At 57.8% G+C, this 25,827-nt stretch carries 16 protein-coding genes and 2 pseudogenes; 5 read left to right on the top strand and 13 right to left on the bottom strand.

Annotation, left to right across the window (positions count from 1 at the left end; translation table 11 throughout):
- A partial coding sequence (locus FHS21_RS14685; protein ID WP_281386099.1) for a peroxidase family protein occupies positions 1-8,985 on the bottom strand: 8,985 nt, incomplete at its 3' end.
- 991 nt (positions 8,986-9,976) lie between these two features.
- Between FHS21_RS14685 and FHS21_RS14690 the strand changes: the two are divergent.
- Positions 9,977-10,245 (top strand): annotated as a pseudogene (locus tag FHS21_RS14690) (hypothetical protein).
- A gap of 158 nt (positions 10,246-10,403) precedes the next feature.
- Here the strand turns inward: FHS21_RS14690 and FHS21_RS14695 are convergent.
- Entirely contained in the window at positions 10,404-10,784 is a 381-nt protein-coding gene (locus FHS21_RS14695; protein ID WP_183662412.1) for a hypothetical protein, read from the bottom strand.
- Between the two features lie 132 nt (positions 10,785-10,916).
- Positions 10,917-11,393 carry a hypothetical protein gene (locus FHS21_RS30690; RefSeq protein ID WP_246411043.1) on the bottom strand — a complete coding sequence of 159 codons (477 nt, stop codon included), beginning with the start codon at positions 11,391-11,393 and terminating at the stop codon, positions 10,917-10,919.
- Positions 11,394-11,853: 460 nt separating this feature from the next.
- On the opposite strand from FHS21_RS30690, the gene FHS21_RS14705 reads away from it, so the two are divergent.
- Positions 11,854-12,498, top strand: a complete 645-nt coding sequence (locus FHS21_RS14705) for a class I SAM-dependent methyltransferase (protein WP_183662416.1) — start codon at positions 11,854-11,856, stop codon at positions 12,496-12,498.
- A gap of 332 nt (positions 12,499-12,830) precedes the next feature.
- On the opposite strand, the pseudogene FHS21_RS14710 reads toward FHS21_RS14705, so the two are convergent.
- Positions 12,831-14,095 (bottom strand): annotated as a pseudogene (locus FHS21_RS14710) (hemolysin family protein).
- A gap of 139 nt (positions 14,096-14,234) precedes the next feature.
- Between FHS21_RS14710 and FHS21_RS14715 the strand changes: the two are divergent.
- Positions 14,235-14,384, top strand: a complete 150-nt coding sequence (locus tag FHS21_RS14715) for a hypothetical protein (protein ID WP_183662418.1) — start codon at positions 14,235-14,237, stop codon at positions 14,382-14,384.
- Between the two features lie 433 nt (positions 14,385-14,817).
- On the opposite strand, the gene FHS21_RS14720 is transcribed toward FHS21_RS14715, so the two are convergent.
- From FHS21_RS14720 to FHS21_RS14755, 8 genes are all read right to left on the bottom strand, one after another.
- Positions 14,818-15,396 carry a peroxidase-related enzyme gene (locus FHS21_RS14720; RefSeq protein ID WP_183662420.1) on the bottom strand — a complete coding sequence of 193 codons (579 nt, stop codon included), beginning with the start codon at positions 15,394-15,396 and terminating at the stop codon, positions 14,818-14,820.
- Between the two features lies 1 nt (position 15,397).
- A complete protein-coding gene (locus FHS21_RS14725) occupies positions 15,398-15,904 on the bottom strand; it encodes a CMD domain-containing protein (RefSeq protein ID WP_183662422.1) in 507 nt (168 codons plus the stop codon).
- Positions 15,905-15,942: 38 nt separating this feature from the next.
- Positions 15,943-17,409 carry an NAD(P)-binding domain-containing protein gene (locus FHS21_RS14730; protein WP_183662424.1) on the bottom strand — a complete coding sequence of 489 codons (1,467 nt, stop codon included), beginning with the start codon at positions 17,407-17,409 and terminating at the stop codon, positions 15,943-15,945.
- Positions 17,410-17,423: 14 nt separating this feature from the next.
- Positions 17,424-18,494 (bottom strand): ABC transporter ATP-binding protein, encoded by a 1,071-nt coding sequence (locus FHS21_RS14735; protein ID WP_183662426.1) that lies wholly within the window; start codon positions 18,492-18,494, stop codon positions 17,424-17,426.
- A 5-nt stretch (positions 18,495-18,499) separates the two neighbouring features.
- Positions 18,500-19,291 carry an ABC transporter permease gene (locus FHS21_RS14740; protein WP_183662428.1) on the bottom strand — a complete coding sequence of 264 codons (792 nt, stop codon included), beginning with the start codon at positions 19,289-19,291 and terminating at the stop codon, positions 18,500-18,502.
- A 10-nt stretch (positions 19,292-19,301) separates the two neighbouring features.
- Complete coding sequence (locus FHS21_RS14745; RefSeq protein WP_183662430.1) at positions 19,302-20,282, bottom strand: ABC transporter permease; 981 nt, start codon at positions 20,280-20,282, stop codon at positions 19,302-19,304.
- Between the two features lie 72 nt (positions 20,283-20,354).
- A complete protein-coding gene (locus FHS21_RS14750) occupies positions 20,355-21,455 on the bottom strand; it encodes an extracellular solute-binding protein (RefSeq protein ID WP_183662432.1) in 1,101 nt (366 codons plus the stop codon).
- Between the two features lie 52 nt (positions 21,456-21,507).
- Complete coding sequence (locus FHS21_RS14755; protein WP_183662434.1) at positions 21,508-22,512, bottom strand: LysR family transcriptional regulator; 1,005 nt, start codon at positions 22,510-22,512, stop codon at positions 21,508-21,510.
- Positions 22,513-22,741: 229 nt separating this feature from the next.
- On the opposite strand from FHS21_RS14755, the gene FHS21_RS14760 reads away from it, so the two are divergent.
- Positions 22,742-23,833: an NAD/NADP-dependent octopine/nopaline dehydrogenase family protein gene (locus tag FHS21_RS14760; protein WP_183662436.1), complete on the top strand. Its 1,092-nt coding sequence runs from the start codon at positions 22,742-22,744 to the stop codon at positions 23,831-23,833.
- A gap of 146 nt (positions 23,834-23,979) precedes the next feature.
- On the opposite strand, the gene FHS21_RS14765 is transcribed toward FHS21_RS14760, so the two are convergent.
- Positions 23,980-24,660: a DUF2161 domain-containing phosphodiesterase gene (locus FHS21_RS14765; RefSeq protein WP_183662438.1), complete on the bottom strand. Its 681-nt coding sequence runs from the start codon at positions 24,658-24,660 to the stop codon at positions 23,980-23,982.
- A 298-nt stretch (positions 24,661-24,958) separates the two neighbouring features.
- On the opposite strand from FHS21_RS14765, the gene FHS21_RS14770 reads away from it, so the two are divergent.
- Positions 24,959-25,402 carry an AAA family ATPase gene (locus tag FHS21_RS14770; protein WP_183662440.1) on the top strand — a complete coding sequence of 148 codons (444 nt, stop codon included), beginning with the start codon at positions 24,959-24,961 and terminating at the stop codon, positions 25,400-25,402.
- Positions 25,403-25,827: the final 425 nt, after the last annotated feature.

The following is a 25,827-nucleotide window of genomic DNA, read 5'->3' on the forward strand; positions in this document are numbered from 1 at the left end:
CGTATCGCTGCCGGCATCGCCGTAGTAGTTGTCATTCCCGTCGCTGGCTTCAGCGACGAACATGTCGTTGCCATCTCCACCATGCGCGGTGTCGTCGCCGGAACCGGTGTTGATCAGATCGTTTCCAGCATCGCCGAAGATGCGGTCTGATCCGGCATCGCCGTAGAGCATGTCGTTGCCAGCCCCGCCGAGAACATCATCGCTACCAGCACCGCCGAAAGCCATGTCATCGCCGTCCTGTGCACTGATGAAGTCGTCGCCTTCATCGCCGCGGATGACATCCGCTCCCGCACCACCCATGACCGTGTCACTGCCGCCGAGCGCGATGATCGTTTCGCCATTGGCAGTGCCAAGCAGAACGTCGGCATTGGCTGTACCCACAACCGGAGCCCCTGGAGAGTCCGAACCTGTTTCTGGTGTTGGAACATCGTCATCATCATCAGTACCGCCGTCACCGCCGGGCAGTTCCGTCTCTTCTTCATCATCCTCATCGTCAACTGGATCCCCGCCGATCTGCGGCATACCGTCTGGGGCAGTAAATTTGATGGTATGCGTGCCGTTAGTCATCGTCGTGACACCATCTTCGATCGTCACTTCGTAATCAGCAACGGTAGACCCGTCCGGCAACTCGACCACATCCTGCGGACGCAGTGTTCCTATGATGGTGTCATTACCGCCATTGGACTTGAAAACGATGCGGTGCGCCGAGTTCAGTGAGGAGATATCGATCGTATCGTCGCCTGCATCGCCATCGATGGTGATGGTGTTGAGACGCAGGCTGGTCGCCGAGAAGTCACCGATAACCTGAAAACTGTCACCGCCCGAAGTTCCGTTCGCAGATGGATCAGCACCATTGACGCGGATTTCCTCGATCTCGGAGAGTTCGGCCACGACGGTCGTCGTCGTTCCGACAGTCCGCGTGATGACGATCTCGGTGCCGGCTGCGAAGGTCGTCCCGAGCAAGGTGGCCAGTGCCGAGTTCTGGCCTCCCGTCATTGCGTAGATCCGGAACGTCTCGACAGAGGCATTGCCATTGACGACGAACGTGTCCCCAGCTGCACCCTCAGTTCCGCCATCGACGATGTCACGGCCGTCTGTGGCGCCAGAAGGATTGGCGTTCCAGATTATGGTGTCGTCCCCGGCACCGCCGTTGATGGTGTCGACACCGGCATTGAGGCCTGGGATCGTCGCGTTCACCGTTAGGTTGTCGACATAGAAGTTCTCGCCGCCCTCGTAGGTGCCGATCGCACGCAGCCGGATGGCGGTGTGAGCGGCGGTCAGCGGCGCAGTGAAGTTGGCGTTGCCGTTGGTGTCTCCACCCAGCGTACCCAGAAGCTGCCAGATGGTCCCGTTGAAGGCCTCGACAGCGACGCTTTCACCGGCGTCGAGGTCATCACCTTCGTAGGTGAAGGACAGCGATGCAGCGGTTGCACCAGCAAGGTTGATCGAACGCTGGATGATCTCGTCGCCATCGATGCCTTCGCCGAACCGCAGACGGCCGCCCGCGATCTGGATGTCGCCAGCCGTCGGGCTGGTCGCCTCACCTGCTCCGGATTCAGTCCAGCCACCGGCAAACGGGATAGTCCCGTTGCTATTGGTGTAAACCGCCGTGCCGAAGTTGTCGACTGCGGAGCCAGCGTCGCTGCCGATCCCGCCGGAGAGGGTGTCGTTGCCGTCGCCGCCGTTTAGGGTGTCTGCGCCCTCGCCGCCGTTGATGACATCGTTACCGCCAAGACCATTGAGCGTATCGTTCCCGCCAAGACCATTTATTAAATTGTCTGCGGCAGTTCCGTTGATGGTGTTATTGCCGTTGGTTGCGCCGGCAACCGGTACCGTCGGCGCCGCCGCCGCGAGGGTGAAATCAGTGGCGTCGATGTTCGCATTGGTGACGCCGTTGATCTGGATTGTGCCCTGGATCGCAGAAGCTGCACCATTTTCCCGAATAGTAATGATGCTGTTGCCACCGACCTGAGACTCGAAGACGCGTTGGCTGAAGTTCGCCGCCGTGACACCTAGCCCACTGAGATCGATTCGGTCCTGGCTGGCAGGCGTTCCGCCTGCGGCGTCGAAGCTGTTGATGACATCGGCGCCAAAGCCCACGGAGTTGTAGATGATGGTGTTCACACCGCCACCAACGTCGATGGTATCGTCGCCAGCCCCACCGATGATCGTGTCGTTGTCGTCGCCACCATTGAGCGTGTCGTTGCCGGAGCCGCCATCGAGCAGGTCGTTTCCGTCGTCGCCGGCAAGAGTGTCGTTACCCGTGCCGCCGAAGAGCTGGTTGGCCTGACCGTTACCATTGATGACGTTGTTGAGCGCGTTTCCGCGACCCACCACCGCAGTTCCGTTGAGATCGAGGTTCTCGAGGTTGGCAGCGAGTGTGTAATCGATATCGGACTCGACGCGGTCGGTACCGCCTGTCACGAGGTCGGCGTTGGTTTCTGTCACCACGTCGCCGGCTTCATCAACGACGTAGACGTCGTTTCCGTCGCCGCCGATCATGGTGTCAGCACCGAGATCGCCATCCAGCGTGTCGTTGCCGGCAAGGCCACTCAGCGTGTCAGCCAGCTGGCCGCCGGAAATGACGTTGTTTCCCGCATTACCGGTACCGACGAACTGGTCAGCGTCAACGCCCATGTAAGTGAGGTTCTCGACATTGGCCATGGTCTCGATGGACAGTGTAGCCAGGAAGGTCTGGACTTCATCGGTACCTTCGCCGGCGGCCTCCACCACGACGTCAAGCAGATCGTCGATGCCGTAAGTGTCGTCGCCGGCGCCACCGATCATCGTGTCGGCTCCGAGCGCCCCCGCGAAATCGTCGCCAGCGGCGTTGAGTCGAGAGTCGAGCTCGTCGTCGTCACCTGCGCCGGTACCGCCGACCAGCAGATCGTCACCGTCACCGCCGACAAGATCGTTGTCGCCGGCGGCGCCGAAGATTAGGTCGTTGCCGAGGCCGCCGGTAATATCGTCGGCGCTACTTTCGCCAACAATCACGTTGTTCGCCGTCGATGCCGACAGGTTGGCGTTGCCCTCTTCGCGGCTGATTAGGTAGTCAGCGGCGCCGAGAGCATAGCCCTGATAGACGGCTCCGTTGAAGTTGATGAGCTCGACGCCGGTTTGGGCATTGGCGCCCGCGAAGTGATCGTTCACGGTGATCTGCTGCGCAACCGTGGTAGCGCCACTCGGCAGGCCGTACGTGATCACCAAACTGCCTGCGTCGTTAGTAGTGCTGCTGTCGGCCATCGAGAGACTGTTGATCGTCAAGATCGGCAGGCCGGTCTCTGGATCAATCCCTGTGCTCGGCGCCAGGATCGAGATGCGATCCGCAGTGCCGCCGCTGGTGGCATTGACGGCCTCGTTGATGATGTCGCTGCCGTCGCCAAGGGTAAACGAGTAGGTGTCGTTTCCAAGGCCGCCATTCAACGTGTCCCCGGCCGTGTTGATGGTGACAGTTGTGAAGTTGACAACGAGATTGTCGATGTTGACACTATCACCGGCTTCGAAGCTCGAGGCAACAAAGCGTATCGCGGCGTTTGCCGTGAATGGACCGGTGCCGACCAGCGTTAGATCGATATTACGAAGGGCTACAGTGTTCGTTGTGCTGATTATTTCGTCGACCTGAACGAAGTTCACCCCATCACGAGAGAAGAACACCGTGATAGAATCGTCACTCGCATCCAGTCCCAATTCATTGATTGAATAACTCAGGCTGGCGGTCGCGGCATTGGCGAGGTTGACGGTCCGCTGGATTTGCGCGCCGTCGCCCGTGACGAAGGCGAGGACATTGGCGACGTCGTCGTCGATCTGGATCTGACCGTTGCTTGGATTGTTATTGTCGCCGGTCTCGGCCCAGTCCGGTCCCCAATTGGTGATGCCGGTGGAATTACCGAAGCTGTTGGTATTGAAGTTGTCCGCATAAGAGCCCGCCGTCGACGTTGAGGTCGAACCGTCGGCGCCGCCGACGAGGATGTCATCGCCGGCCAAGCCATTAAGCGTATCCGCTCCGGCGAGACCAAGGATGAGATCGTCCTGCGCTGTTCCGTTGAGCGGCACATCGTTGCCGGGCGTGCCGACGATAATATTGAGCGCATTCCCAGTGGCAAACTGGACACGTTCAATATTGCGCAGACGGTCGCTGCCGTCGAGAGCGTCCTCGATCGCATGCGTGACGATGACCTGCCCGTCCGCGGTGGCGGAGAAGGCGTATTCGCCCCGTGCTCCCTGGAAGGCCGCCGTATCGATATCTCCGGCCGTCGTGTCGGAGAGGATTTCACGGACAATCACTAACTGGCCAGGATTGAACGTGCCTTCGAGCATCCACGCGCTCAGCGGTTTGGTTATACCGCCGACCGTGACAGGGCCGTTCATGCCGCTGGCGGTGTAGAGCTCGGGTCCGGTGCCGCCGTTGGGGCCGACACTGGTGCGGACACTAATACGCACATTGAGCCATTTGTCACCATCGATGATATCGTCGCCGGCATTGCCCTGGATCATGTCGCTGCCGTCGCCACCTAGGATGATGTCACCGGCGGCGAAGGAGGTAACGCCAGCGCCAACTACAGCGTCCAACCCGGCAATAAGCGCGATGCCCTGTGCGTCGAGGGCACTACCGAGATAGCCGGTTGAACCGCCCTGCGCGAGCGGCAGCATGGTGGTCGCGTCCTCGTTGGAGCCATGGAGCACGTCGTTGAAGCGGGTACCGGAGAGACCTTGGACCGACTCGAATTCATCGAGTGCAGCATTCTCAGGGAGAGTCGGGGCTTCGTCAAAGATAATCGGGATCGAAAGATCGGCGTTTACGCCGCTCACGTTGTCCTTATAGGTCGCCCAGTCGAAGCCGGACATGCCGGCCATCTTGCCGCGGCCCGGGCTGCCGACAAAGATATCGTCACCGCCTTCGCCGATGAACTCGTCAAAGCCGCCATCCCCGAGGAACACGTCGTTCCCGTCGATGCCATCATGGGCGAAGATTTCATCGAAGTTGTCGCCAGGGGCACCGTCGAATGTGCCGGTCTCGAGCCAATCGTCACCTTCATTGCCAAGGATGCGTTCGGCGTTCTTGTTACCGAGGATGAAGTCGTTACCAGTACCACCGAAGACTTCTGAGCCCATATCGGTACCGAGGATCACGAAGTCCTGACCGTCGCCGCCGAGAACCAGGTCAAGACCCGGTCCGGCATGAATCACGTCATGACCAGCCCCGCCCTTGATGTTGTCATCGCCGCCGGTGTCGCGGATGATATCGTCGCCGTCGCCGCCATTGATGATGTCGTTGCCGAAACCGCCTTCCAGCCGGTCGTTACCGCTATCGCCGAACAGCGTATCGTCGCCGATACTGGCAATCAGGATGTCGTTGCCGCTTGGGTTGAATGCGTTACCGACATCAGTGCCGCCGAGCACGACGTGCTCGTCACCAGTGTAGCGCAGATAGTTGGTGTCGGCGCCGGTGGTCGCGGGATTGTTGCGGATGACAAGTGGTGTGAGGATACCGCCACCAAGCGGATCATTGCCGAGATGGTCGTCAGCGGTCCCTGCGATGCCATCGACGCCAGTTCGATTGTCGGCAGCTTCGTTCACTGTTGTGGTGGTTGGATCGTCGACCAGGATGCCATCTGCGCCTGCCGCGCCGAGGTCTGGATTATACTGCTTGGTGCGGTCAATTTCGAGGATCAGGCCAGGTGTAGAGAACACATCTGACGGCAGATGTGTCGCATCGGTATTGCGCATGATCATGGCAGCGAAAGAATTGGCCTCCATTTCGCCGAAGAGATGAAGCCCGTCGAGCCGCTGGAGGTAGTAGAAACGATCGCCATTTTGCAAGCGCTCCATCTGAGTCTCGAAAACGAAGTTGAAAGTCGAACCGAGCATTCCGCCAAACGGCATGGTTTCTTCAGCGAGTCCCCCGATCCAAAGATCGACATTGTTCAGGCCGCCGAGATCTGTAGCATAGGCTCCGGTACCGTTCAGGAAGGCCAACCGGTCCTCTTCGTCCAGAGCAGCCGTGGGCCGCACTACGTCGAGATGAATATCATCAACAAGCATCTGGTCAGCGGTGCCGCCGGTCTGCTGGATCTCAATCCTCAGGCCTTGCCCGACCAGAAGGCCAGCCGCGATCGGACCTGTTTCGATCGTCACCGCTGACCATTGGCCATCGGCAGGCGCCGCAAGCACCTGCGTCGCCAGTATCGTTCCATCGCTTGAGATAAGGCGCACTACGCCACCCGGAAACGCTCCGTCGGTTCGATCACCGATATCAAGGCTGAGGCGGTAGCTTACTCCGGCTTCAAGCGTCTCTCCGGTCACCTGCGAAAGCAAACCGTCCTGGCCCAACCAGGCAACGTTCGTTCCTTGCAGGCCGGCCGGGTTAACAATAGTGGCAACCGGCGCGAAGAGACCGCCGGTCCCAGTCATCGTCCAGCCGGTCGGGGCTGTCATTGTATAGTTTCCACGCGGATCGTCGAAAACGCCAGACTGGCCGGATACGAGAGAATCGCTCTCGAAACCTGCATTGCCGATCACCGCCGGGTCGGTGTCTGTAGGCGCGCTGAGGCCGATCAGCGCAAATGCCGCGTCACGCTTCGCTTCGATCGTTGTGGCGTTTACGATCGATTCATGGGTGCCGTAAGCGGCGATGAAATTGATGATCGAAGCCTCGTTTTTCAGGTGGCCAGCGAAATCTACCCAGCTTTCATAGGGCTTGAGCAGCGAATTCTGGTCGGTCGCCTCATAGAATTGAGCCCGCGCCTCATTGAGTGACGGAACGCCCGTGTCACGGCCGCGCGCCAGGTTGATGGTCGCAAGATCGAGCGGTAATCCGAGCAGGTTGTTACGCAGAGCGCTGGTGACGAATTCGTCGATGTGGTTGCCCACCTGGCGGGTCATGCCGCGAATGATCGAGCCGGCCATCTCCTCCGCCGGAAGGGAGGCGAACTCGAGCGGATTGAGGAAGCCCTCGATGAGCCCGATGTGGTCAGCCGTGAAGGTCGGGTCGAAGCGATCGATCGACTCGGTCAGCATTGAGTGGCCGAAGCGATAGACGACGTGCGCGAACTCCGCAACGATGGTCGGATCGATGGTTACATCGTAACCGTCCGGTACCAGGAAAACGTTGATGTTCGGCTGGATCTTGCGGGCAAACTCCTCGAAGACGAGGTGCTGATACTGCATTTCCGTGCCGAACTTGGCGGCTTGGAACAGGCGCTCGCCGTCCCAATTGAGTTGAGTGCCCAGCGTTGCGAGCGCCGCGGGATCACCGGTGGTAAGCGTCGTCACCTGCGCAGCAGTTAATGGCACATCGAGCCATTCGTTGACGAAAGCGACGTCGCGGGTCTCGAGTGTCGTCGTCTTGGTATGCTCAAGCAACCGGTTGTGCTCCGAATGGAACACATGATGGACCGTGGTCAAGCCGATGTTCTCGTTGCCGCGGCCGTCCCCGGTGACGAAATGCGCGTCAAGGAGTTCGTTGTCGTATTCCGTGGTGCCGTTCGCAGGGTTGGCGAGACCCACCTCGATATCGCCGTCGGCGATCTTACCGACCGGCACCGCAGTGTGCGCGATGTCATCGAGGAACGCGTGTCCGGTACGGACTGCAAGGTGAGTAACTACCGGAGGCGTAGCGGGATTATTGTCAGGATCCGTTACGGTTACCATGCTCAGCGGCGCACCAGGCGTGCCCGATGCAAGCCACGGAGCTGGGTGAGTGGCGTCCGGAGCCATGACGACTTGCGGGAAGCCGGTAGTAGGATTTGGGATGAAGTTGCCATATTCGTCGGTGGCGAGCAGCGGCAGATTGCCGACGTGATAGTCGGTCAGGTCGATGCCCAGCATAGCCCGGGCCTGAGCCTTGATCTCACCCCAGGTTGGCAGGCCGCCATTGGTCCCGTCGAGCAAGCCGCCGGTCGCCTGTGGTCTGCCGTCAACCATAGCGTATTCGCGCAAGAACACCTGATGCGATGCGTGCGACGTATAGGTCTGGTTCTGGTCGACGAAGGGCGTCGTGGTGTTGATCGGGCGGATGTCGTCCGCGGTGCCCATAGTATTGTCTGGCCCTGCGCCGACGGTAGCGCGGGTTAGCACCATGAAGTTGGTCGGGCTCGTGGGATCGTAAAGCGGATCATCGGGCTGGAGCGGAATGAACACCGTACCGCTGCCGCCCTTGCCGACGAGATCGAGCCCGTGGTCGAAGAACTGGCCGAACAGTGTGAACCACGAATTGAAGGACGCCGAAAGACCTTCATCGGGCGCAACATTGGGCAGCGAGATGTTGTCGCCATCCATGGCAATGCCGTTCGCCTCAAGCAGAGCATCGAGCGGACCGCGAGCGGCCGCGAGGTTGGCGTCTGCCAGCGCGGAGGCGGCCGCGGTCGCATCAGCAGCGGCTTGGGCAGCGTCTATATCTGCCTGTACTGGTGGTAAGGCTTCCTGCGCAGCAACCAGGGTACGCTGCGCACTGACATCTGCGAGATGAGCCGCTTCCGCGATTTCGACGAACGGCTTTACCGGCTGGTAAGCTGCCTTGATGGTCGCAGCGACCTGAAGCAGAGTCGTACCGACTGGCGGGGTAACCCCTGCGCGCTGTAGAGCGACCATGATGGCTGCAGGGTTGTCCAGCGTCTGATCAACCAGCAGGTTTGAGATCGTGCGCAGGCTGCCGTCGACAACAATCGAGCCGGGGTTGTTCGACGGGTTGTAGTTCGGCGCGGTCGGTATCGCGGGTGCCGGACCAGGGCCGTCCATGTCGAGAGGCGTTCCCTCCGCTGGGCGATAATCGGTCCCGAGGGGCTCTGGGAAAGGATTGTCAGCCGAACCCCATTCCGGGTGGAGCAGGTTGTTGTATTCTCCGTTCACGGTGCGAAGGCCCCAGGCCAGATTATAGGTAGGAATCAAACCACCTGGTCCATATAGCGGTTGGCCAGCGGCATGTGCCTCGGCAATTTTGATTTGCGCCAGGATGAAATCCAGATCCGAACGAATATAGCTGACCATGTTACTCTCCCATTAGACACAAGAAATCGTCGCGTCGGACGATGTTTCCGCCTTACGTCTGCTCATGCCGACGCATTTACTTTGACCCTCAACTTGGCTTCTCTTGACCGCTCCCAGAACAAAGGGACAAACTGGTTCAAAATAACTTCGGCACGAGTTTCGATGGTCGGATAATGTAAGGGGGGAAGCGAACTTGATAGTTCGGAAGGTCACGTCATGTGAGAGCACTTAGGTCACGGGTGGGATTAGGACCTAAGGCCCTAGCGTGAACGCGCTCAAGATGCGCATGGCACTTTCGCCAAACAAATTGGGCGAAGGAACCAATTCGCAATCTGGTCTTCTCAATCTCCATCCCGGGCCAGAATTTTATTCACAGGCAGCCTCCACCTTCCCGGTTTACGGCGAGCCATACTTCCTCCGGAATCTTAAACACTTCCGTAATGTTGCGAGCGCAACGCCCACTTGGAGAGTATGAGGAAGTGTGTGGCAATCGGGCCGCGGTGGAATTGTTGCCGAGTTCGTGATTGGCGTTTGCCATGCCTGGATACCATTTCTTGAAGGTTAACCACAGGGAGCTGTCGATGGTCTACGTTCTGCCGGATCAACCTGCCGAACATGTTGGCGAGGGCCGATTGCATCAACTAAATGACAATGATGAAGAAGATCGGGCTGATACCGACCTGAAACAGTAGAAGTGCGATTTGGCACCCCAAGCGCACGAGCCTCCAAAAAAACACATGCAAAATCCATGAGAGATGCCGTGAGTGATTGCCGATTAAATCGTTATCAGGGAATAATGCGTCGAAGTCACTGTCCAAACTCCCTGTCGGCAGACCCAGACTCTGGTGTGGGCGATTTTTGCCGAAAATGTTTCTCCGTAATAGGTGCCGCCAAATTTTGGCGCGCAAGGAAACCGAAGCCGCATTGCTCATCGGCTTGACGATGCGATCATAAACGTCGAGTTGATAAAGCTTGAGAACTCCTGTCCGATATGCCTCAAGTTCATGAGGCTTGTCGCCCCGTCGACCGTCGTGCGAACCCGAAAAAATATGATGCCCATTTGGCGGTGCAAAGAGCGCTGAAAGCTGGACATTGGAGAGACACGCCTGCGAAGTCTGCGGTATTGAAGCAGTCGACGCTCATCACGATCGATACGAGGAACCACTTCAAGTCCGTTGGCTATGCCGGCGACATCACACTCGTCTTCATCACTATGGCGAAGACGTGTTTCCAAGTTTCGAAGTTAAATCGAATATTTGATACCGAGAGACTTGGAACGTCTTGAAAGGATATCAACTGGGAATTCACGAGTTATCGCTTCTCGTAGTCCCAATTCGACCATTATGCGATTTTGAAAGCACAGATCGAGAACATTGCCAGACGTATGTAGAAGCTAACGTTGATCACCGTTTCATGATCTATGTTTTGTCCCGATGGACGATATCCGCCCAGTCTCCGTCATCATTTTCGTTGAGTTCAGGCGACGTCTCTTCCTCATACTCAGGAGTCTGGTCGGACGCGATCATCGACCGCACTTTATCTTCAGCCTCATTACTCAGACGTTGCCAAGTGCGGGCCAGGTTCTCCGCAGTTTCGCGATATTGCTCATCGACATCCGTTTGATCCATGATGTGCAGAAGCTCGTCGAAGTTGTGAGCACCTTTTTCGATGACAGCGTGCAGTCGCTCTGCTTGCTCCAGGGTGAGGCTTGGACGTGCTAGTGCCTTGGGAACTTCCTGGACAAGTTTCTCAATCAGGTCGGCATGCCACTTCAGTCGTGAAATCCATTCAGCTGCCATGTTCGTGATCCTAACGATAGTCGCCCATACTACCCCATGATTGTCGTCTTTTCCAAGGACCGCTCGATCCGCTTGTGACGACGTGCTGTCGAAGGGCTCAATTCGATGAAACTGCTGTAGCTGGATTTGTTCTTAGCCAACCGCCAAGCTCAAGGTAGTTCTGAGGGCCCTCTTCGCAGCCTCCGCGTGGTCTATGCGCTTGATGAACCGGCGAGCGCGAGAGATGGGATCGTGCAAATATTGATCCGGACCCAACATCTTGCGCTGGTTCAACTCGGCTGTATCGAGCAAATCGAAATCAACTTTCTCGATTGTGCAGTCCCAACCCGAACTCTGCGACGACCATCCTTTCCTGTGATGTCCCAAAAGACGTTCACGAGCAGAGTAACCATGATAGTCGAAGGCGATGACGCCATCCGTCACGTAGATGTGGTTCCCCCAGAAACCTTCGTCTGGAACAATCCGCTCCCCATAAAATCCTTCGAAAGGGGGGCGCTCAAGGAAGGCACCCGCAAGGATGTGACACGCGCCGTAACCGAAGAAGATGCGGTCTGGAAGCACCCATCGTTTTTCGGGGTTTTTCTTGATCCCGGACTTTAAAACATACATGACTCAACGATAGCATCATTGCGGCGCGTGGGTAATCGGCCATCAACTTCGCCAATGATCATTTGCACGAAGCTGAGAACAAAAAACTCCGCGTCATGGGTTCAATGCCCGGAGTGCATGTGATACTAGAATATATCCCAAACGAAAAGTAACCGACTCGCACTCCCTGTGCGATCGATGCATATTTTTTGCTCAGAAAAGATGAGGTGATACGTTGGAAGATCTTAGCTACGACGCAGCAGGCAAGATAAACTTGAACAATATTTACAATAATCCTGAGCCGACGACGTACTTTTCAACTTTATCTCGCCTCGGCTATCGAATTCCTCAAGACGCGAAACCTCGATTTCAACGGTTGATTGAAGCACGGCGCAGCGCCACCGAAACCGAACCATCCAAAGTGGTCGACCTTGGTTGCTCTTATGGGGTCAATGGCGCACTTCTCAAGCACGGACTGTCAATGGATGAACTCTACCAGATCTATGAATCAGCGGAGGCCGACGATCCTGTTAATCTTCTTCAGCAAGACCGTGACCGTTACGCCAATCCGGTGGATGCAGCACTCGAAATGGTTGGCGTCGATCCGGCCGATCGCGCAGTGTCCTATGCGGTCGACGCGGGCCTGCTCGATGCGGGCGTTGCAACCAACCTCGAGAACAGCGAACCGACGGCACGAGATGTCGCGGCGATCGAAAACGCCGACCTTATCGTTTCGACGGGATGCGTCGGCTATGTTACCGAGATTTCACTGGAACGGCTCCTGGAGGCGAGCCTCGACAGCCGCCCCTGGATGGCGCATTTCGTGCTGCGCATGTTCGATTTCGGTGCCGCCGAAGAAATGCTCAGCCGGCATGGATATGTCACGGAAAAGCTGGAAGGCCTGTTTCCGCAGCGCCGATTCGCTTCCACCGAAGAACGGCAGCACGTGCTCGATAACCTTAGCCGGTTGGGCATCAATGCCACCGGGGCAGAGGAGACCGGTTGGTATCTCGCCGAATTGCATGTCGCACGGCCGGAAGAGGTCGCGAAATCGTTGCCGCTCAGCGAAATCTTAAATGAACAGCGCCCGATCATCGATCAGGCCGCCGATGTGGGCGGCGGCTAAGAAGCGGAAGAAGATCGTCGCTTGTCATGGGATGGCCGCGGTGACAGCCATCATCAGTTCGCCCATGAACTCCGTCCATTGTGGTGCGAGATTTCTCTGACAGAGATCTAACACTCTCGCCACATATCGAGAATATCTGGGGCGGATTCCACCCAAATGTCCTCAAGTCAATTCTCGAACTAGGCACTTCACGGATTTGGAGAAACCAAGTGCCTGCGATAGCTGTCGTCCCAGTTTTTGTCAGCGAAGGCTCGTCCGAGTTCGTACTATCTGCGCGTATCAATGCTGCTTTTGTTCGCGGCGCTGATCTCCTAACTTTAGACCCGACCTGGCTACAAGCGGGACGCCAAGACTTTGTCGACGCGGCGGTGATCAAGGTCGACGACCTCGAATCGCCAGTTCTCGATTTCTATCGCCTCTCCCGTTACGGGAATCCTTTCAAAGTGATCGATCACAAAGCCCGCTACCGTCTCGTAATGGCGGTGTTCCGGCAGGTCGATACCAAGCAAATCCGCCATTTCATCGGCCGGCATCCAACCCGCAAGAAGCCAAGATCCGTCCTCCCGCCGCACCGCCTCATTCTCCGACTGATCCTCATCCGAGCGGAACGCACCTGCAATCGCGTCAAGAATATCGCCGGGGGTCAAAAGTCCGTCAAAGTGACCATATTCGTCATGCACGAGCGCCATTGGCACATCGGCGTTTCGCAAGACCTTGAGCGCCGCCAAGGCATCCATCGTGTCGGGAATGATCGGAGCATGGCGCACGTGGTCGCGGATGGCCACCGCCGAGGATGCAAGCATCGGCTCAATCATATCCCGGAGCATTATGACGCCGACGACGTTGTCGCGATCACCGTCAAACGCCGGGAGACAGGAGTGGTTGGCTGTGATGAGTTTACGTTTCAATGAGACCGCATCTTCGCCCACATCGACCATCTCGACTTCGGTCCGCGGCGTCATCACAGCGCGCACGCTGCGGTCGCCGAGCCTGATGACACCGGATATCATGGAGCGTTCTGCTTCCTCGATCACGCCTGTGCTGCCCGCCTCTGCAACAATCGTCAGGATTTCCTCATCGGTTATGGCGCTTTCGGAAGCAGTCGATATGCCAAGGAGCCTGAACACACCGCGCGTCGACGCAACCAGGGCCCATACGGCCGGCGCAGCGACGAGCGATAGGACGTTCATGGGGCGGGCGATGAAGCAGGCAATGCGCTCCGGGTTCTTCAATGCCAGATGTTTGGGAACAAGTTCGCCGATGATTACCGAAAGATAGGTGATGATACCGATCACGAGAATGTACCCTGCGACATCGGCGATATCGGCGCGCACGCCGACACCAGCCAGGAATACGCTCATACGCGACCCAAGGAAAACGCACCCGCGATGATACCGACGAGTGTGATGCCGATTTGAACTGTTGATAGAAACTTCCCCGGATTCTCCGAAAGCGCAATGGCCGCGCTTGCTCCCGCGACACCGCGATCGAGCAACATCTCCAGTCGGGCTTTACGCGCCGATACCACCGCAAGTTCAGATAGTGCGAACACTCCGTTCAGGAGAATAAGAAAACCGACGACCAGCAATTCAAACATAAGATTTTGGATTACCCCAAGACGAGACTTTTGCAGCCGGATTCGTCAAATGCCCCGCTGCTGCAACTAAGTAGGTAGTTGCATCGTTTCAGCCAAGCATGGAAGCCAGTCAAGTGGCAACCGGCTAACGGAGGTGGATATGATTCGGCCAAAAAATCGCGAACTTTATCTTCTCGGCCATCGTTTCTCGGGACAAATGGCGACGGTAGCCCTCATAGGAATGTTTCTGGTGACGGCGATAGTCATTGCAAGCCCCGTTTTAATCTTGCGCTTTCAGTATTTCCAGTGAGGTCAACAGGAGGCACGTTTAGGACGGCGACGGCTGATGCTTTGCGGGAAACGATAATTGGATGCTCTGACTATGGTCTTGGATAACCGACACTGAGTCGAGATGGTTTGACCGGCAGACGCTCGAAGGTAACTGCTCCGTACGTGCAGTTGCCGGCGAGACTGCAAATCAAAGAAATCGACGCGGCGATAAAGAAACTGATTTCCTCGCGTCGCCAGGAAATTCTGCCGATCGCACACAACGGTGCAAATCCTGGACCGCTCAGGAATCTGGTGGACATCCAGATGGCTGTCGATGCCCTCTACCGAGCATGTGAACAGGAAGGGGCACATTCCTGAATAAGCGGACACAGTTCATTGACCCTGAGGAGCGCAAGACACAGGCAGTTCAACGGGATGAAACAGCCCGCACTGTGAGTGTACTTCGCTTTGGCTCAGTCCAGCCTGTGCGGCTCGCCGAGCGTGTGCATCAACCGGTTAGCCCAACCAAAAATTGCGACGGCGTGGATAAGATCGATGATCTGGAGGTCGTTCATACCGATCTCACGTAGATGGTAGAATTGGTAGGTGCCGACCTTATCGGGATGCGCCGTCAGATCGACGCCGAAGTTAAATAGTGCCTGCTCGAACTCCGGCAGGTCAGCGTCGAGCCCGTTCTTGTAGATCTCTTCCACTACCTCCGGACGCTTTTCGAGTTGGATGTAGCGGGCCGCATGCACCGAGGCGCAGTATATACAGCGGTTGACGAAAGAGGCTGCGAGCGCGCCGATCTCGCGACCACCCCGCGAAAGCCCGCCCTCGCTATACATGATATCGTTGAATAGTGGCGTGCGTTCCCTTAGAGTTTCGGGCTCGTTGGCAAGCACCAATACGTAGTCAGAAACCTTCCTGTTCGACGGAGTCATTTTCAGCGCGTCAAGCTGCTCGGGTGTCGCCCTCTCCATGTCGACCGGCTTCACATAGGGTTTCCAGCCGAGGGTGTCGACAGTGAATTCGTGTACCGCTTGCGACATGTCAGTTATCCCTCAGCATCTTGAGGCCGGCAACGACCAGCACCTGATAGTTGACGTAGGCGATCAGGCCTGCGAGCGTGACGATGTCCCGATCGTCGAGGCCAGCGGCGGTAAGCTTTTCGATGTGGGCACGCGTAGCGTCTTTCGGAGAAAGCGTCACCAGATCAATATGGGCGAGGATCGCTGCAAGGCGTTGATCACCCGCTGCCACGGCGGACCCGGGAGCGGTAATTGCGCGGAGTGCCGATCCGCGCTCTTCACGTTCTAGAAGTGCGTGGTAGTGGGCGACAAGCTCCTGCGATTTCCACAGTGCTGCCATGCGGGCCGCCAATGCGGCTCTTAGTGAATAGGAGAAGTTGCGCGGCTCGGCGGGGCGAAGGGCAGCCTGATAACTCGTCTCGGTCAGTTGCTTCAGCTTCTCTCGCTGCTCCCGCAGGCTCTTGAGGTCGGCGAAGCGGTCAAGACCGAGAACAGTGTCGATCACATCGACGTTCGATGGAGTGGTCATGGCTTATCCTCTGTTTTGTGGACGTGTTTGGCCAGCGTTCAGGCGGTTTTCTGTACCGGTGCCGGCGCGTCGGCATCGCTCCATTCGGTTCCGTCGAGTTCGGGCTTCTCATAGGCGAGCAGCGCTTCCCAATGGTAGTCGATGTCGCGGACGAATAGCGAAGCGGCGACGCCGCGCGCCAGCCACAGTGCGCCCTCGCTGATAGCTGGAATGTCACCGCTGACCTTGCCGACGCTGACCGATGCGGCGTAGTTGAAGCAATGGATGTCTCTTAGCCATGGTGCCGTGCCGACTTCCTGTTCGGTGAAGGAAAAATCGTCGTTAAGCCATGGGAAGCGCCCGAGTTCGGCATTTCCTTCGCCAGGCGGCGGCGTATAGCGGTCTTCCCAGCAGGCAATTCTGTCCTGATAGGGGGCAAGTTCGTTGCGACTCATGGGATCAATGGAAAAGCCTGTGCCGAGGATGACGAAATCGGTGCGGAAGATACGGCCATTGATTGTGGTGATGACGACTTCACCGCCCTCCTCCTTCATTGAACGGATGCCGCAGTCGAAATGGAAATAGCCGTTCGGATGCTGGCTGACGCGGAGCGTCGAATTGTGCGGCGCGGGCGTCTGCTGCTTGGCAGCATAATCCATCAGTCGCCAACGCCATTCCGGCGAAATTTGCGCGAAGCCGGCGGTTACGCCATAGGAGCCGATGCCCATCAGCTTGTTGATCGTCGGCATTTCCTTGCGTCGGGCAAGAAGACGGACCTCGCCCGCGCCTTGCTCCAAGGCTTCCGCCGCATTGTCGACCGCCGAAGCGCCGACGCCGATGACGATGATGCGCTTGCCCTTCAGTCGTTCGAAATCGATGTCGTCAGCCGAATGCGCCCAGGATTCAAGTCGCTTCATGCCCTTGACGAAATTCGGGATGGTTGGCTCGCCAAGCCCGTCGCGACCAGTGGCCAGTACCAGTTTGCGGGTGAAAATCGGCGGCTCCGTGCCGTTTCCAATTGTGAGCTCCAGCAGACCGTCCGGGCGCGGTAGAATCCGGGTTACATCGGTGTCGTTCTCGACGGGTATCGCCATGATTTCGCGATACCATTTCAGGTATTCCATCCACATCGGACGTGGTATGCGAAACAGTTCCTCCCATTTGGCCTCGCCATAGAGCGCCGTATACCAGGCGCGAAAGCTGAGTGATGCCACGCCCAGGGCCGGGCCGAGCAGCGTTTTCGGGGAGCGCAGGGTTTCCATACGCGCATAGGTCAGCCATGGTCCCTCGAACCCTTTTGCCGCGCGGTCGACGATACGCATATTTACAATGCCGGCGCGTGCCAACGCGTGCCATGCCACGAGACCGCACATCCCGCCGCCGATGACGACAACGTCGCTGACGGGATGACCTTCTTCCGTGGTCACAAGCATTGACCAGTTGGTCGGCGGGAAGTTCAGACAACTCAGATCCTCCTTCACCCGAGCATTCAGGTCGGCAAGCCGGTGCTGTTGGTTGTTGATCATGATCCGTCTCCAGTTCAGCTCGCCAGCAGTACGGCGTCCCGCTCACGCCAGCCCACCCAGACCGCGTCACCCTCAATATGCGAAAGCGCTACCGGGTCGAGTTGGACGACGAGGCTCGTGCCATTTTCGAGGGCTACGGTGATCGAAGTATGGGCGCCCTTGAAGACGCGATGGACGATGCGCCCCTTAAGTGCCAGCCGGCCCTCGGGCTTTGCCGTCAGGCAGTAGAGCGTCTCGGGCCGGAGCGCCAGCGTGGCGTGTGCGCCCGGCATCGCCGTCGAACCAATCACGTCGGCATGAACGACGTTACCCCGCCAGTCGAAGGTTCCGACTGTGCCCGCGACGGAAACGATGGTGCATTCGAGCAAATTGCTCTGACCGATGAAATCGGCAACGAAGCGGCTATGCGGTCGGGCATAGAGCTCGGAGGGCTTGCCTATCTGCTCGATCCTGCCCTTGTTCATCACCACGATGACGTCGGACATTGTCAGGGCCTCCTCCTGGTCGTGGGTTACAAAGATGAAGGTCTTACCGGTTCTCTGCTGAATGGTTTTGAGCTCGATCTGCATCTGCTGGCGCAGTTTCGCGTCGAGCGCCGAGAGCGGCTCGTCGAGCAACAGCACGTTCGGATCCGGTGCCAGCGCCCGCATCAGAGCAACGCGCTGGCGCTGGCCACCTGAAAGCTGCGCGGGCATCCGCTCGGCATAGTCCTGAAGCGCGACAAGAGAGAGCAGCTCGGTGACCCGCTTGTGGATCGCCCCCGACGCCATGCCCTTCAACTCCAGCCCGAAGGCGATGTTGCGTCGGACCGTCAGGTGCGGAAAAAGAGCATAATCCTGAAAGACGATGTTGACGTTGCGCTTGTGCGGCGGCAAATGCGAGATCGGCTTGCCATCGAGGTAGATCTCCCCGGAAGTGAGGTCCTCGAAGCCGCCAAGCATACGTAGTGTTGTCGACTTTCCGCAGCCGGAAGGTCCGAGCAAAGTGACGAACTGGCCGGGCTCGATAGCGAGGTCGAGGTTCTCCACGGCTGGTAATTCCCCGTATAACTTGTTTACATTCTTGAAATGGACAACAGGTTGCATTCGCGTCAGCTCCTGGAACGACGGGTAAGATATTCGGCGTAGAGGCCGACTGCGGTGGTAACGACGAGCACGATGGTCGCCATGGCGTTGATTTCCGGCGACATGCCGCCCTGCACCTTGGCAAAGATCAGCATGGGCAGCGTCGGCTGGTAGCCGCCGAGAAAGAAAGTGCGCACGAAGTCATCGATACTGGTCAAGACGCAGAAAATCATTCCGCCCAGAAGAGCCGGCATCAGATAGGGGATTGTAACGCGCAGGAAAGCAACAAACGGATCGGCACCGAGATCGCGAGCCGCGTCCACCAGATTGGCAGGCATAGAGCGCAGACGTGTCAGCACCATGATAACCACAAAGGGCACCGCATGGACCGTGTGCGACAAGATGATCGCGAAGGTGCCGGTTGGTATATCTACCGCGCGGATGAAGATGCGCATTGAGATAGCGTTGATCAGCCCCGGCACGACGGCGGGCAGGCAAGCGAGCGCGAAGATGGCCGACTTGCCCCAGATGTTTTCCGCCGAGACGAGGAGCGCGATCCAGACCCCGATGATCGTGGCGCAGATGGTGGTCGCAAGGGCAATGCCGATGGAATAGAGTGATGCCGCGAGGAACTGCTTGTCATGCAGCACCTTGCCGTACCAGTCGAGCGTCCAGTTGCCGATCGGGAAAGCGATGAAATTGGCGTCCTTGAAGCTCATCGCCATCATGAGTGCCAGCGGCAGCACGAGATAGACGGCAAAGAGCCAGTAGGAAGCACCGAGCGCGGTTTTGGGCAGGTCGCTAAAATAGGTCCGCATCGAATCCTCCTCACATCAACCGAATGGAACGACCGCCGACGACGCGCATGAACAGGCCAACGGTCGTGAGCGATATGACCAGCATAATCATTGAGAACGCTGCACCCTCCGGCCATTTGTCGTTCGAGCCGTGGAACAGCATGGCGATGACTTCCGGGAAGATGACCGCATTCGGGCCGCCGAGCAGCAAGGGTGCAGCAAAGACACCGACAGCGGTCAGATAGACAAGGCTGCAACCCGAGACGATGCCGTCCCTGGAAAGCGGCAGGATAACCCGTCGGAAGCGTTGGAAGGGCCCGGCGCCGAGATCGGCGGCGGCATGAATCAGCGGCGTTGGGATCTTCTCGATGGCCGAATAGAGCGGCAGCAACATGTAGAGCGCCAGGAGATAAACGACGCCGAAACTCAGGGAGAAAAAAGTGTAAAGCATGGGTATCGGTCGGTCGATAAAGCCCAACTCCCTGAGCAGCACATTCACCGCACCGCGATTGGCGAGCAGCATGATGATCGAGAAGGTGCGGATGAGTTCCCCCGCCCAGAACGGTATGAGCAGCAGCAGCAACGCGCGCATGCGGTTCTTCGGCTGGATAACCTTGGCGACGTAATAGGCGACAGGATATACGATCACCAGCGTCGAAACCGTGACTACCGCCGCAAAGATGAGGGTGCGGATGAAGGGCATGAAATAAAGCCTGTCAGAGAAGAACAGCGCATAGTTGGCAAGGGTATAGTCGCTGCTTTTTCCCGGCTGCGGCGGATAATTGGCAATGAAGCTGATGTTGGTCATCTGGACGATCGGCCCGATATGCAACATGACAAGCCAGATAAGCGGCACACCCGCAAGCACGGCGAGCCTGATCCAGCGGTTGTCCGCGAGGCGCCCGATCGTATTGCGGTAGAGGCTTGAACTAACCGCCCTGCCAATCCATCCGGCGTAGCGAGGCGACGCCAGCGAAGCGACGGCTCGGGATTGCGTCGTTGTGTCCACCATTCAGTTCCCAGTTCTGGTCAATCATTCCTGGTGAGCGACCGGCCGAATGGCCGGCCGCTTTATGTCCGGTTTTCAGGCCGACTTGATTTCGGCAGTTGCCTTGTCGATCATCTCGTTCTTCATGGCGCGGTTGACCGAGCTGAAGAATTGCACGCGCTCAACCTGCTCTGGTGGCAGTGCCATGGCGGCACGCTCCTTGTCGTCGAGTACCTTGTCGACGCCATCGAATGCCGAAGCGAAGCCTGATTGGCGCGTCATCGCCGCGCCGATCTCCGGCGAGGAAAGGATGGCGTCCAGGAAAGCATATGCCGCATCGGCATTCGGCGCATTGTTGACGACGTTGAACGAGTAGAGGAAACCGTAAGTACCCTCCTTCGGCACGGAGATCTCGATGGGATGGCCGTCCATGATAAGCTTGGCAGCGGGACCAGACCAGGTCTGTGCGAGGTAGATATCCTCGTTGACGAACATCTGCTGCACTTCCGACGCGGCGTCGTAATATTTGCGCACCTTGTCCTTGTGCTTGATCATAAAATCGCGGGCTTTGTCGGTGGCTGCCTGAGCAACGTCCGCCTTATTTTCGTAGGTCACATAGTCGCCATCACTACCCTGATAACGCATGACGATGGAGAGGAAGTCGGAGACGATATAGGACGTCAGGTTCTTGTACTCGTCATCAAACATGATCTCCCAGCTGTCGGAGGCCTTGGTATATTCCGTATTGCGGGCAAGTCCCTCAAAGCCGGCGAGCAGCGGCAGCCCATAGGTTTTGCCGTCAACGGTGAGCTGCGGCGCGCCTTTATATGCGGGCCCGAGCTTGTCCCAGTTCTTTAGACGGGCAGTGTCGAGCGGGGCGAGCAGATTCGACCCCATAAACTGCGACAGGCGGTGACCGGTAACGGTCACGATGTCGGTGGATGGCGCGGCGCCTTCGGCGGTGAGCAGATTATACTGCTTGCCCTGATCGTCGGTTAGCCTGATGCGGATCTCGATGCCGCTATCCTTCTGAAACTGGTCAATGAATGACTGCGGCACGAACTTGTCGTAGGTGGTGATATTTACCACCTTGCTTTGAGCGAAGGCTGGGCGGATGATCGCCGGCGCAGCAAGGACGCCGGTGCCGGCCGCCAGTAGCTTTAACGTCGAGCGGCGATTTACGGTAAAGTCTTTCATGTCACTCTCCTCTTTGATTTTTGCAGGCTCATATTTCGTTCCCGGGCGCTTTCTACAGGCGACCCCTGCTTTGCTGAATATCGGGCTGCCTGGCGCTTCGAGCGCGTTTCCCGGCGAAATTCCTGTCGGCGATGCGGGCCATCTGACGGGGATCATGACTGACGAAATCCGGCATCCGCTCGGATGCAATGCGCACGATACGCTCGATCAGCTCATGCGCGCAGGCCGATAGCGGACGGGCGCCGGCAGAAAAGATCGCCCAGAGGAAGGGAATATCAACATCCAGGGGGCGGATCGCGACCGGCGCCGATTGTAGGCCAAAGGCCGTTGCAGGCTCGATGATCGCCACTCCAAGGCCGGTCGACGCGATCTGCACCGCATTTATGGCGGCATTGGTAGCTATGATGCGTCTGGGCCGCACTTTTGCGGCCTCCAGTGCCTGGTCGACATGACGGCGCAGGCGGAACGGATTGGCCATTGTCACCAGCGTGCGATCAGCGATATCGGCGATTGAAATGACCGCTTGGGCCGCAAGCGGATCGTGCAGCGCAACTGCGGCGACACAGCGCCCCTCAAAAAAGCCCTGGACCTTAAGGCCTGGTTGATCGGCCGGCAGCGATGTTACGCAGAAATCCGCAGTCCTCGCTAGAACCGACTGCACGGCCGCCTCTGCTGGCATGCTGCGAAGATGAATGGCGTGGGGCAGACGCTCTTCGGGCAATTCGGCCAGCGCGAGTGGAATGATTCCGCTTGCAAAAGCTGGAGTTGCAGCAAGTTCGATCGGCTCGGGCTCCCTCGCGGCAATCGCTTTTGCCCGATCGCCCAAATGGCCTATGCCACAGACGAAACGTTCGGCATCATCATGAAATGCGATACCCTGGTCGGTTGGGGCAATCTTGGGGCCGTTGCGCTCGAACAGCGGAAAGCCGAGCGAGGTTTCCAGATCCTGTATCAGGCGCGTCACCTGCGACTGGGAACGATCAAGCAGACGGGCGGCGCCGGTTATACTACCGGTCGACATGACTGCCAAAAACGTTTCCAGGTCGCGGATTTCCATTCGATACCATGCATTCCTTGCATTATGACAGTAGCATAGTGCATAAAACGCATTCTAAACGCTAGTGACAAAACACACGTTTTCTTTGTTTGGCGTTTAAGTAGAAAAGTATTCGTTCGGGAGCTCATCAGCGGGAAACTTTGAATCAGAGGGGTGGCCGCTGCCCAGGTATAAAGTGCTTCGAGTTGTCGAACGCGGGAAATTAGTACTAGAAAAGGGAAATGGGTTGATGCGTATAAGTATTCTCGGCGCAGGCGCAATCGCCTTCGGTATGGCGGCTTTCCTTGCCAAAGCCGGTCACCAGCCGGTTCTTTGGTCGCCGTCCGGCGTTCGCGTTCGCGGGCTCGCCGAGGGCGCTTCGCTGACCGCTACGGGTGTAATCGAGTTTTCCGGTCCCGTTGCGGTAGCCCGCGATTGCGCCGAAGCAATCTCGGGAGCCGATATTATTATCGTTGCCTTGCCGGCTAACGGCCATCGCCTGGCATTCGATGCTGCCCTGCCGCATCTCAGATCCGGCCAACCCGTGATCATCAGTTCGCACAGTTCCTTCGGAGCACTTTACTTCGCAAAGCGGCTGGCGGAGCGCGGTGTACGGTTGCCCATCATCGTCTGGGGAACGACCCTTATTACTGGCCGTCAGCAATCGGATGGCGTGAGCGTTTCGGTCAATACCGTACGTCAGAAAATTGACGTCGCAGCGCTGCCGAAATCCGCGGCGGCAGAGGGGAAGGCGCTTTGCATCGAACTCTTCGGCGACCGTTTCGTCGAGCGCGACGGGCTTCTCGCTATTGCATTGTCGAACCTCAACCCACAGAACCATCTTGGTATCGCGCTTCTCAACTTAACCCGTATGGAGAAAGGTGAGACATGGGGACAGGGCGAACACGTCACCCCCGCCGTTGGGCAATTGATCGAGGCGCTTGACCTTGAACGACTCCAGATCGCCGAGAGTTTCGGGCTTTCCGTCCGCACCGTGCAGGAACATTTCTCGCTCTCGTTTCACGTGCCGATGGGCCCTGTTTCGGAGATGAACCAGCAGATGCACCGCGAGGGCCGCGGCGGCTTCGGCCCAGCAACCGCCGACAGCCGATATATCTACGAGGACGTGCCCTTCGGACTCGTACCGACCAGCCTCCTTGGCCGCATTGTCGGCCGGCCAGCTGTGCTGCATGAAGCAGGCACCAGCTTGTTTTCGGCGGCGGTGGGCCGCAACCTCGTCTTAGACAACGACCTGTTGCCGGATCTGGCGCTTGACAAGCTTTCGGCGACCGCCCTCACGACAATCTGCGAAGAGTGGCCCACCGCGGAAAAGCACCGCTGACATCTACTGGAATGGCGCATCGTGAGGGGGCAGTTCCAGTCGAGGCATTATGCGATTTTCGAAGCACGGAACGGCGGCAGACCCGGCACAAACGGTGCATAGGACGCGATCTTGTCTAACGCACATTCGGAATGAATAACCAACACTCAGGTGCCGTGGCTACTGGCTCCCTGCACATCCGGCTGCGGCCATCGCTGCAGCGCGATGCGGCCAGCTTCTGTCAACGTATAGACGCCCCTATCGAGGCGCTCAAACCAGCCATAAACATTCGAAAGCAATATCTTGCCCGCGTCCGGTACGTTGGTTCCAATATCGTGCACTCGCAGCGGACCTGCCGTCAGCGTTGCCGCACAGGCAAGCGCCTGCTGCCGATATGCCGTCATAATTGGTGTGCGGGTACTACCACCAAGCACCGGATCTCCGCGTCGTTTCTGGTGTTCGCGCATAAGCCTCGAACGCCGCTTTGGATCGGTCCGCGGCATTGGTGATACGGAGCCGACGATGACACTGACCTCGCCGGCATCGGAAATGCCCAGCATGCCAACGCCAAGCCTGCGGCAGAGGTTGCGGTAGCGTTTGTCGGCTTCACGACCTTTGCCGCTGGACGATATCCGGGCAGCGATCCAGACCTCGTTTGAAACGGTCGACCGGTCGACCGCCTGCAATATGAGCTCCAGATTGAAACTCAATTTTAGCTCGGCGACCACGACAACAGGCGGATCGTCACTACTGAGGCCGACAAGATCGCAGCCGCCAACCTCGCCCTTGACGACGTAACCTGCCTTTTCAAGAAAGCTTTTTACCGGCAGATAGAGCGAAGTTTCCATGTATACAGATCAAATCGGAGAATCGTTTCACAAAAAACTACACCGATATGACCGCTAGGGACACCGCATTTGCCGCGCATTGAGAAGTATCTAACCCACGACCCCACTGAAATCGATCCCAACGCAAGATTCGGCCTGTTCAATTGCAGACCTTGCCAGAAACCCTTCCTTTGAAAATGCCGATAATAGCGGATTTGCGACCGTTTTTGATTGGCTCCTCAAAGTCGACAATGTCTCTCAGCGAGCCAGCAAGGCTTCCTTGACGACCGAAGTCGCCTTGCGACGTGAAAGGATTGCCATGACCGCATCACTCTGTGTCATCACCGGCGCGATGGCCGCTGGCAAGTCCACCATAGCCAAGGCCCTGGTTCAGCGCTTCGAAAAGTCGGCACATGTCGGCGGTGACGGGTTTCTGCGCATGATCACCAAGGGCGGAGCGGTGATGGGGCCAGTGCTCGGCAGGGAGGCGATCGAGCAGCTCCACCTTCGGCAAGACATCGCAATGTATGCGGTCCGACGGTTCGTCGGCGCCGGATTCACCACGGTATACCAGGACATCCTGATCGGTGCGGATTTTGTCCGCATCAAGCGGGCGCTTGCCGATCTCAACCCGCGTATAGTTGTGCTTAACCCCGATGTGGAGACGCTCGCCCGACGGGATGCCGAGCGGCACAAGACGGGTTATGGAGAACACTTCCCCCCTAACGTCCTTGCTGAGGCTCTTCAGAACGACACCCCGTGAAGGGCTGTGGTTGGATACCTCCGCGATGAGTGTCGAGGCCGTGGTGGAGAATATCCTCAGGACCTGGTGACGGGGACGGTCGCGCGCAGCCACTCGGGGGTGGAAGAATTCGACACGTTAATAGACTAGATGCCGTCCCGATCGTTCCACGGCCCCCTGAAACTCACTAGAATCGCCTTGGGCCCATTTTCATACTCGTCATCATCAGATTCGCGTTCAGGAGGTTCCGGCCAATGCTAAAGCTGCCGACCCTAATTTGACGCCAAGCGTGTGGAGCTCCACCTCACCTGTAGCCGCCCGATGGTACATTTGAAGGCCTTGACTTAGATGTCGATGGGCGCCCATTTTTTACTGTAAGTGTCGTTAAATCGCCGCTGTCGCTTCAACATTTAAAACAAGGGATGCAGGGCATATCCGATTTACCA

The organism is Phyllobacterium trifolii, from assembly GCF_014192095.1.
In the GTDB taxonomy this organism is placed as follows: Bacteria; Pseudomonadota; Alphaproteobacteria; order Rhizobiales; family Rhizobiaceae; genus Phyllobacterium; species Phyllobacterium trifolii.

Coding starts and splice junctions, on each gene's coding strand:
- FHS21_RS14740 (WP_183662428.1), bottom strand. CDS start 19,291: ATGCGGACCTATTTTAGCGACCTGCCCAAAACCGCGCTCGGTGCTTCC.
- FHS21_RS14725 (WP_183662422.1), bottom strand. CDS start 15,904: ATGACCACTCCATCGAACGTCGATGTGATCGACACTGTTCTCGGTCTT.
- FHS21_RS14720 (WP_183662420.1), bottom strand. CDS start 15,396: ATGTCGCAAGCGGTACACGAATTCACTGTCGACACCCTCGGCTGGAAA.
- FHS21_RS14745 (WP_183662430.1), bottom strand. CDS start 20,282: ATGGTGGACACAACGACGCAATCCCGAGCCGTCGCTTCGCTGGCGTCG.
- FHS21_RS14715 (WP_183662418.1), top strand. CDS start 14,235: ATGATTCGGCCAAAAAATCGCGAACTTTATCTTCTCGGCCATCGTTTC.
- FHS21_RS14695 (WP_183662412.1), bottom strand. CDS start 10,784: ATGGCAGCTGAATGGATTTCACGACTGAAGTGGCATGCCGACCTGATT.
- FHS21_RS14765 (WP_183662438.1), bottom strand. CDS start 24,660: ATGGAAACTTCGCTCTATCTGCCGGTAAAAAGCTTTCTTGAAAAGGCA.
- FHS21_RS14770 (WP_183662440.1), top strand. CDS start 24,959: ATGACCGCATCACTCTGTGTCATCACCGGCGCGATGGCCGCTGGCAAG.
- FHS21_RS30690 (WP_246411043.1), bottom strand. CDS start 11,393: ATGTATGTTTTAAAGTCCGGGATCAAGAAAAACCCCGAAAAACGATGG.
- FHS21_RS14755 (WP_183662434.1), bottom strand. CDS start 22,512: ATGGAAATCCGCGACCTGGAAACGTTTTTGGCAGTCATGTCGACCGGT.
- FHS21_RS14760 (WP_183662436.1), top strand. CDS start 22,742: ATGCGTATAAGTATTCTCGGCGCAGGCGCAATCGCCTTCGGTATGGCG.
- FHS21_RS14705 (WP_183662416.1), top strand. CDS start 11,854: ATGGATGAACTCTACCAGATCTATGAATCAGCGGAGGCCGACGATCCT.
- FHS21_RS14750 (WP_183662432.1), bottom strand. CDS start 21,455: ATGAAAGACTTTACCGTAAATCGCCGCTCGACGTTAAAGCTACTGGCG.
- FHS21_RS14735 (WP_183662426.1), bottom strand. CDS start 18,494: ATGCAACCTGTTGTCCATTTCAAGAATGTAAACAAGTTATACGGGGAA.
- FHS21_RS14730 (WP_183662424.1), bottom strand. CDS start 17,409: ATGATCAACAACCAACAGCACCGGCTTGCCGACCTGAATGCTCGGGTG.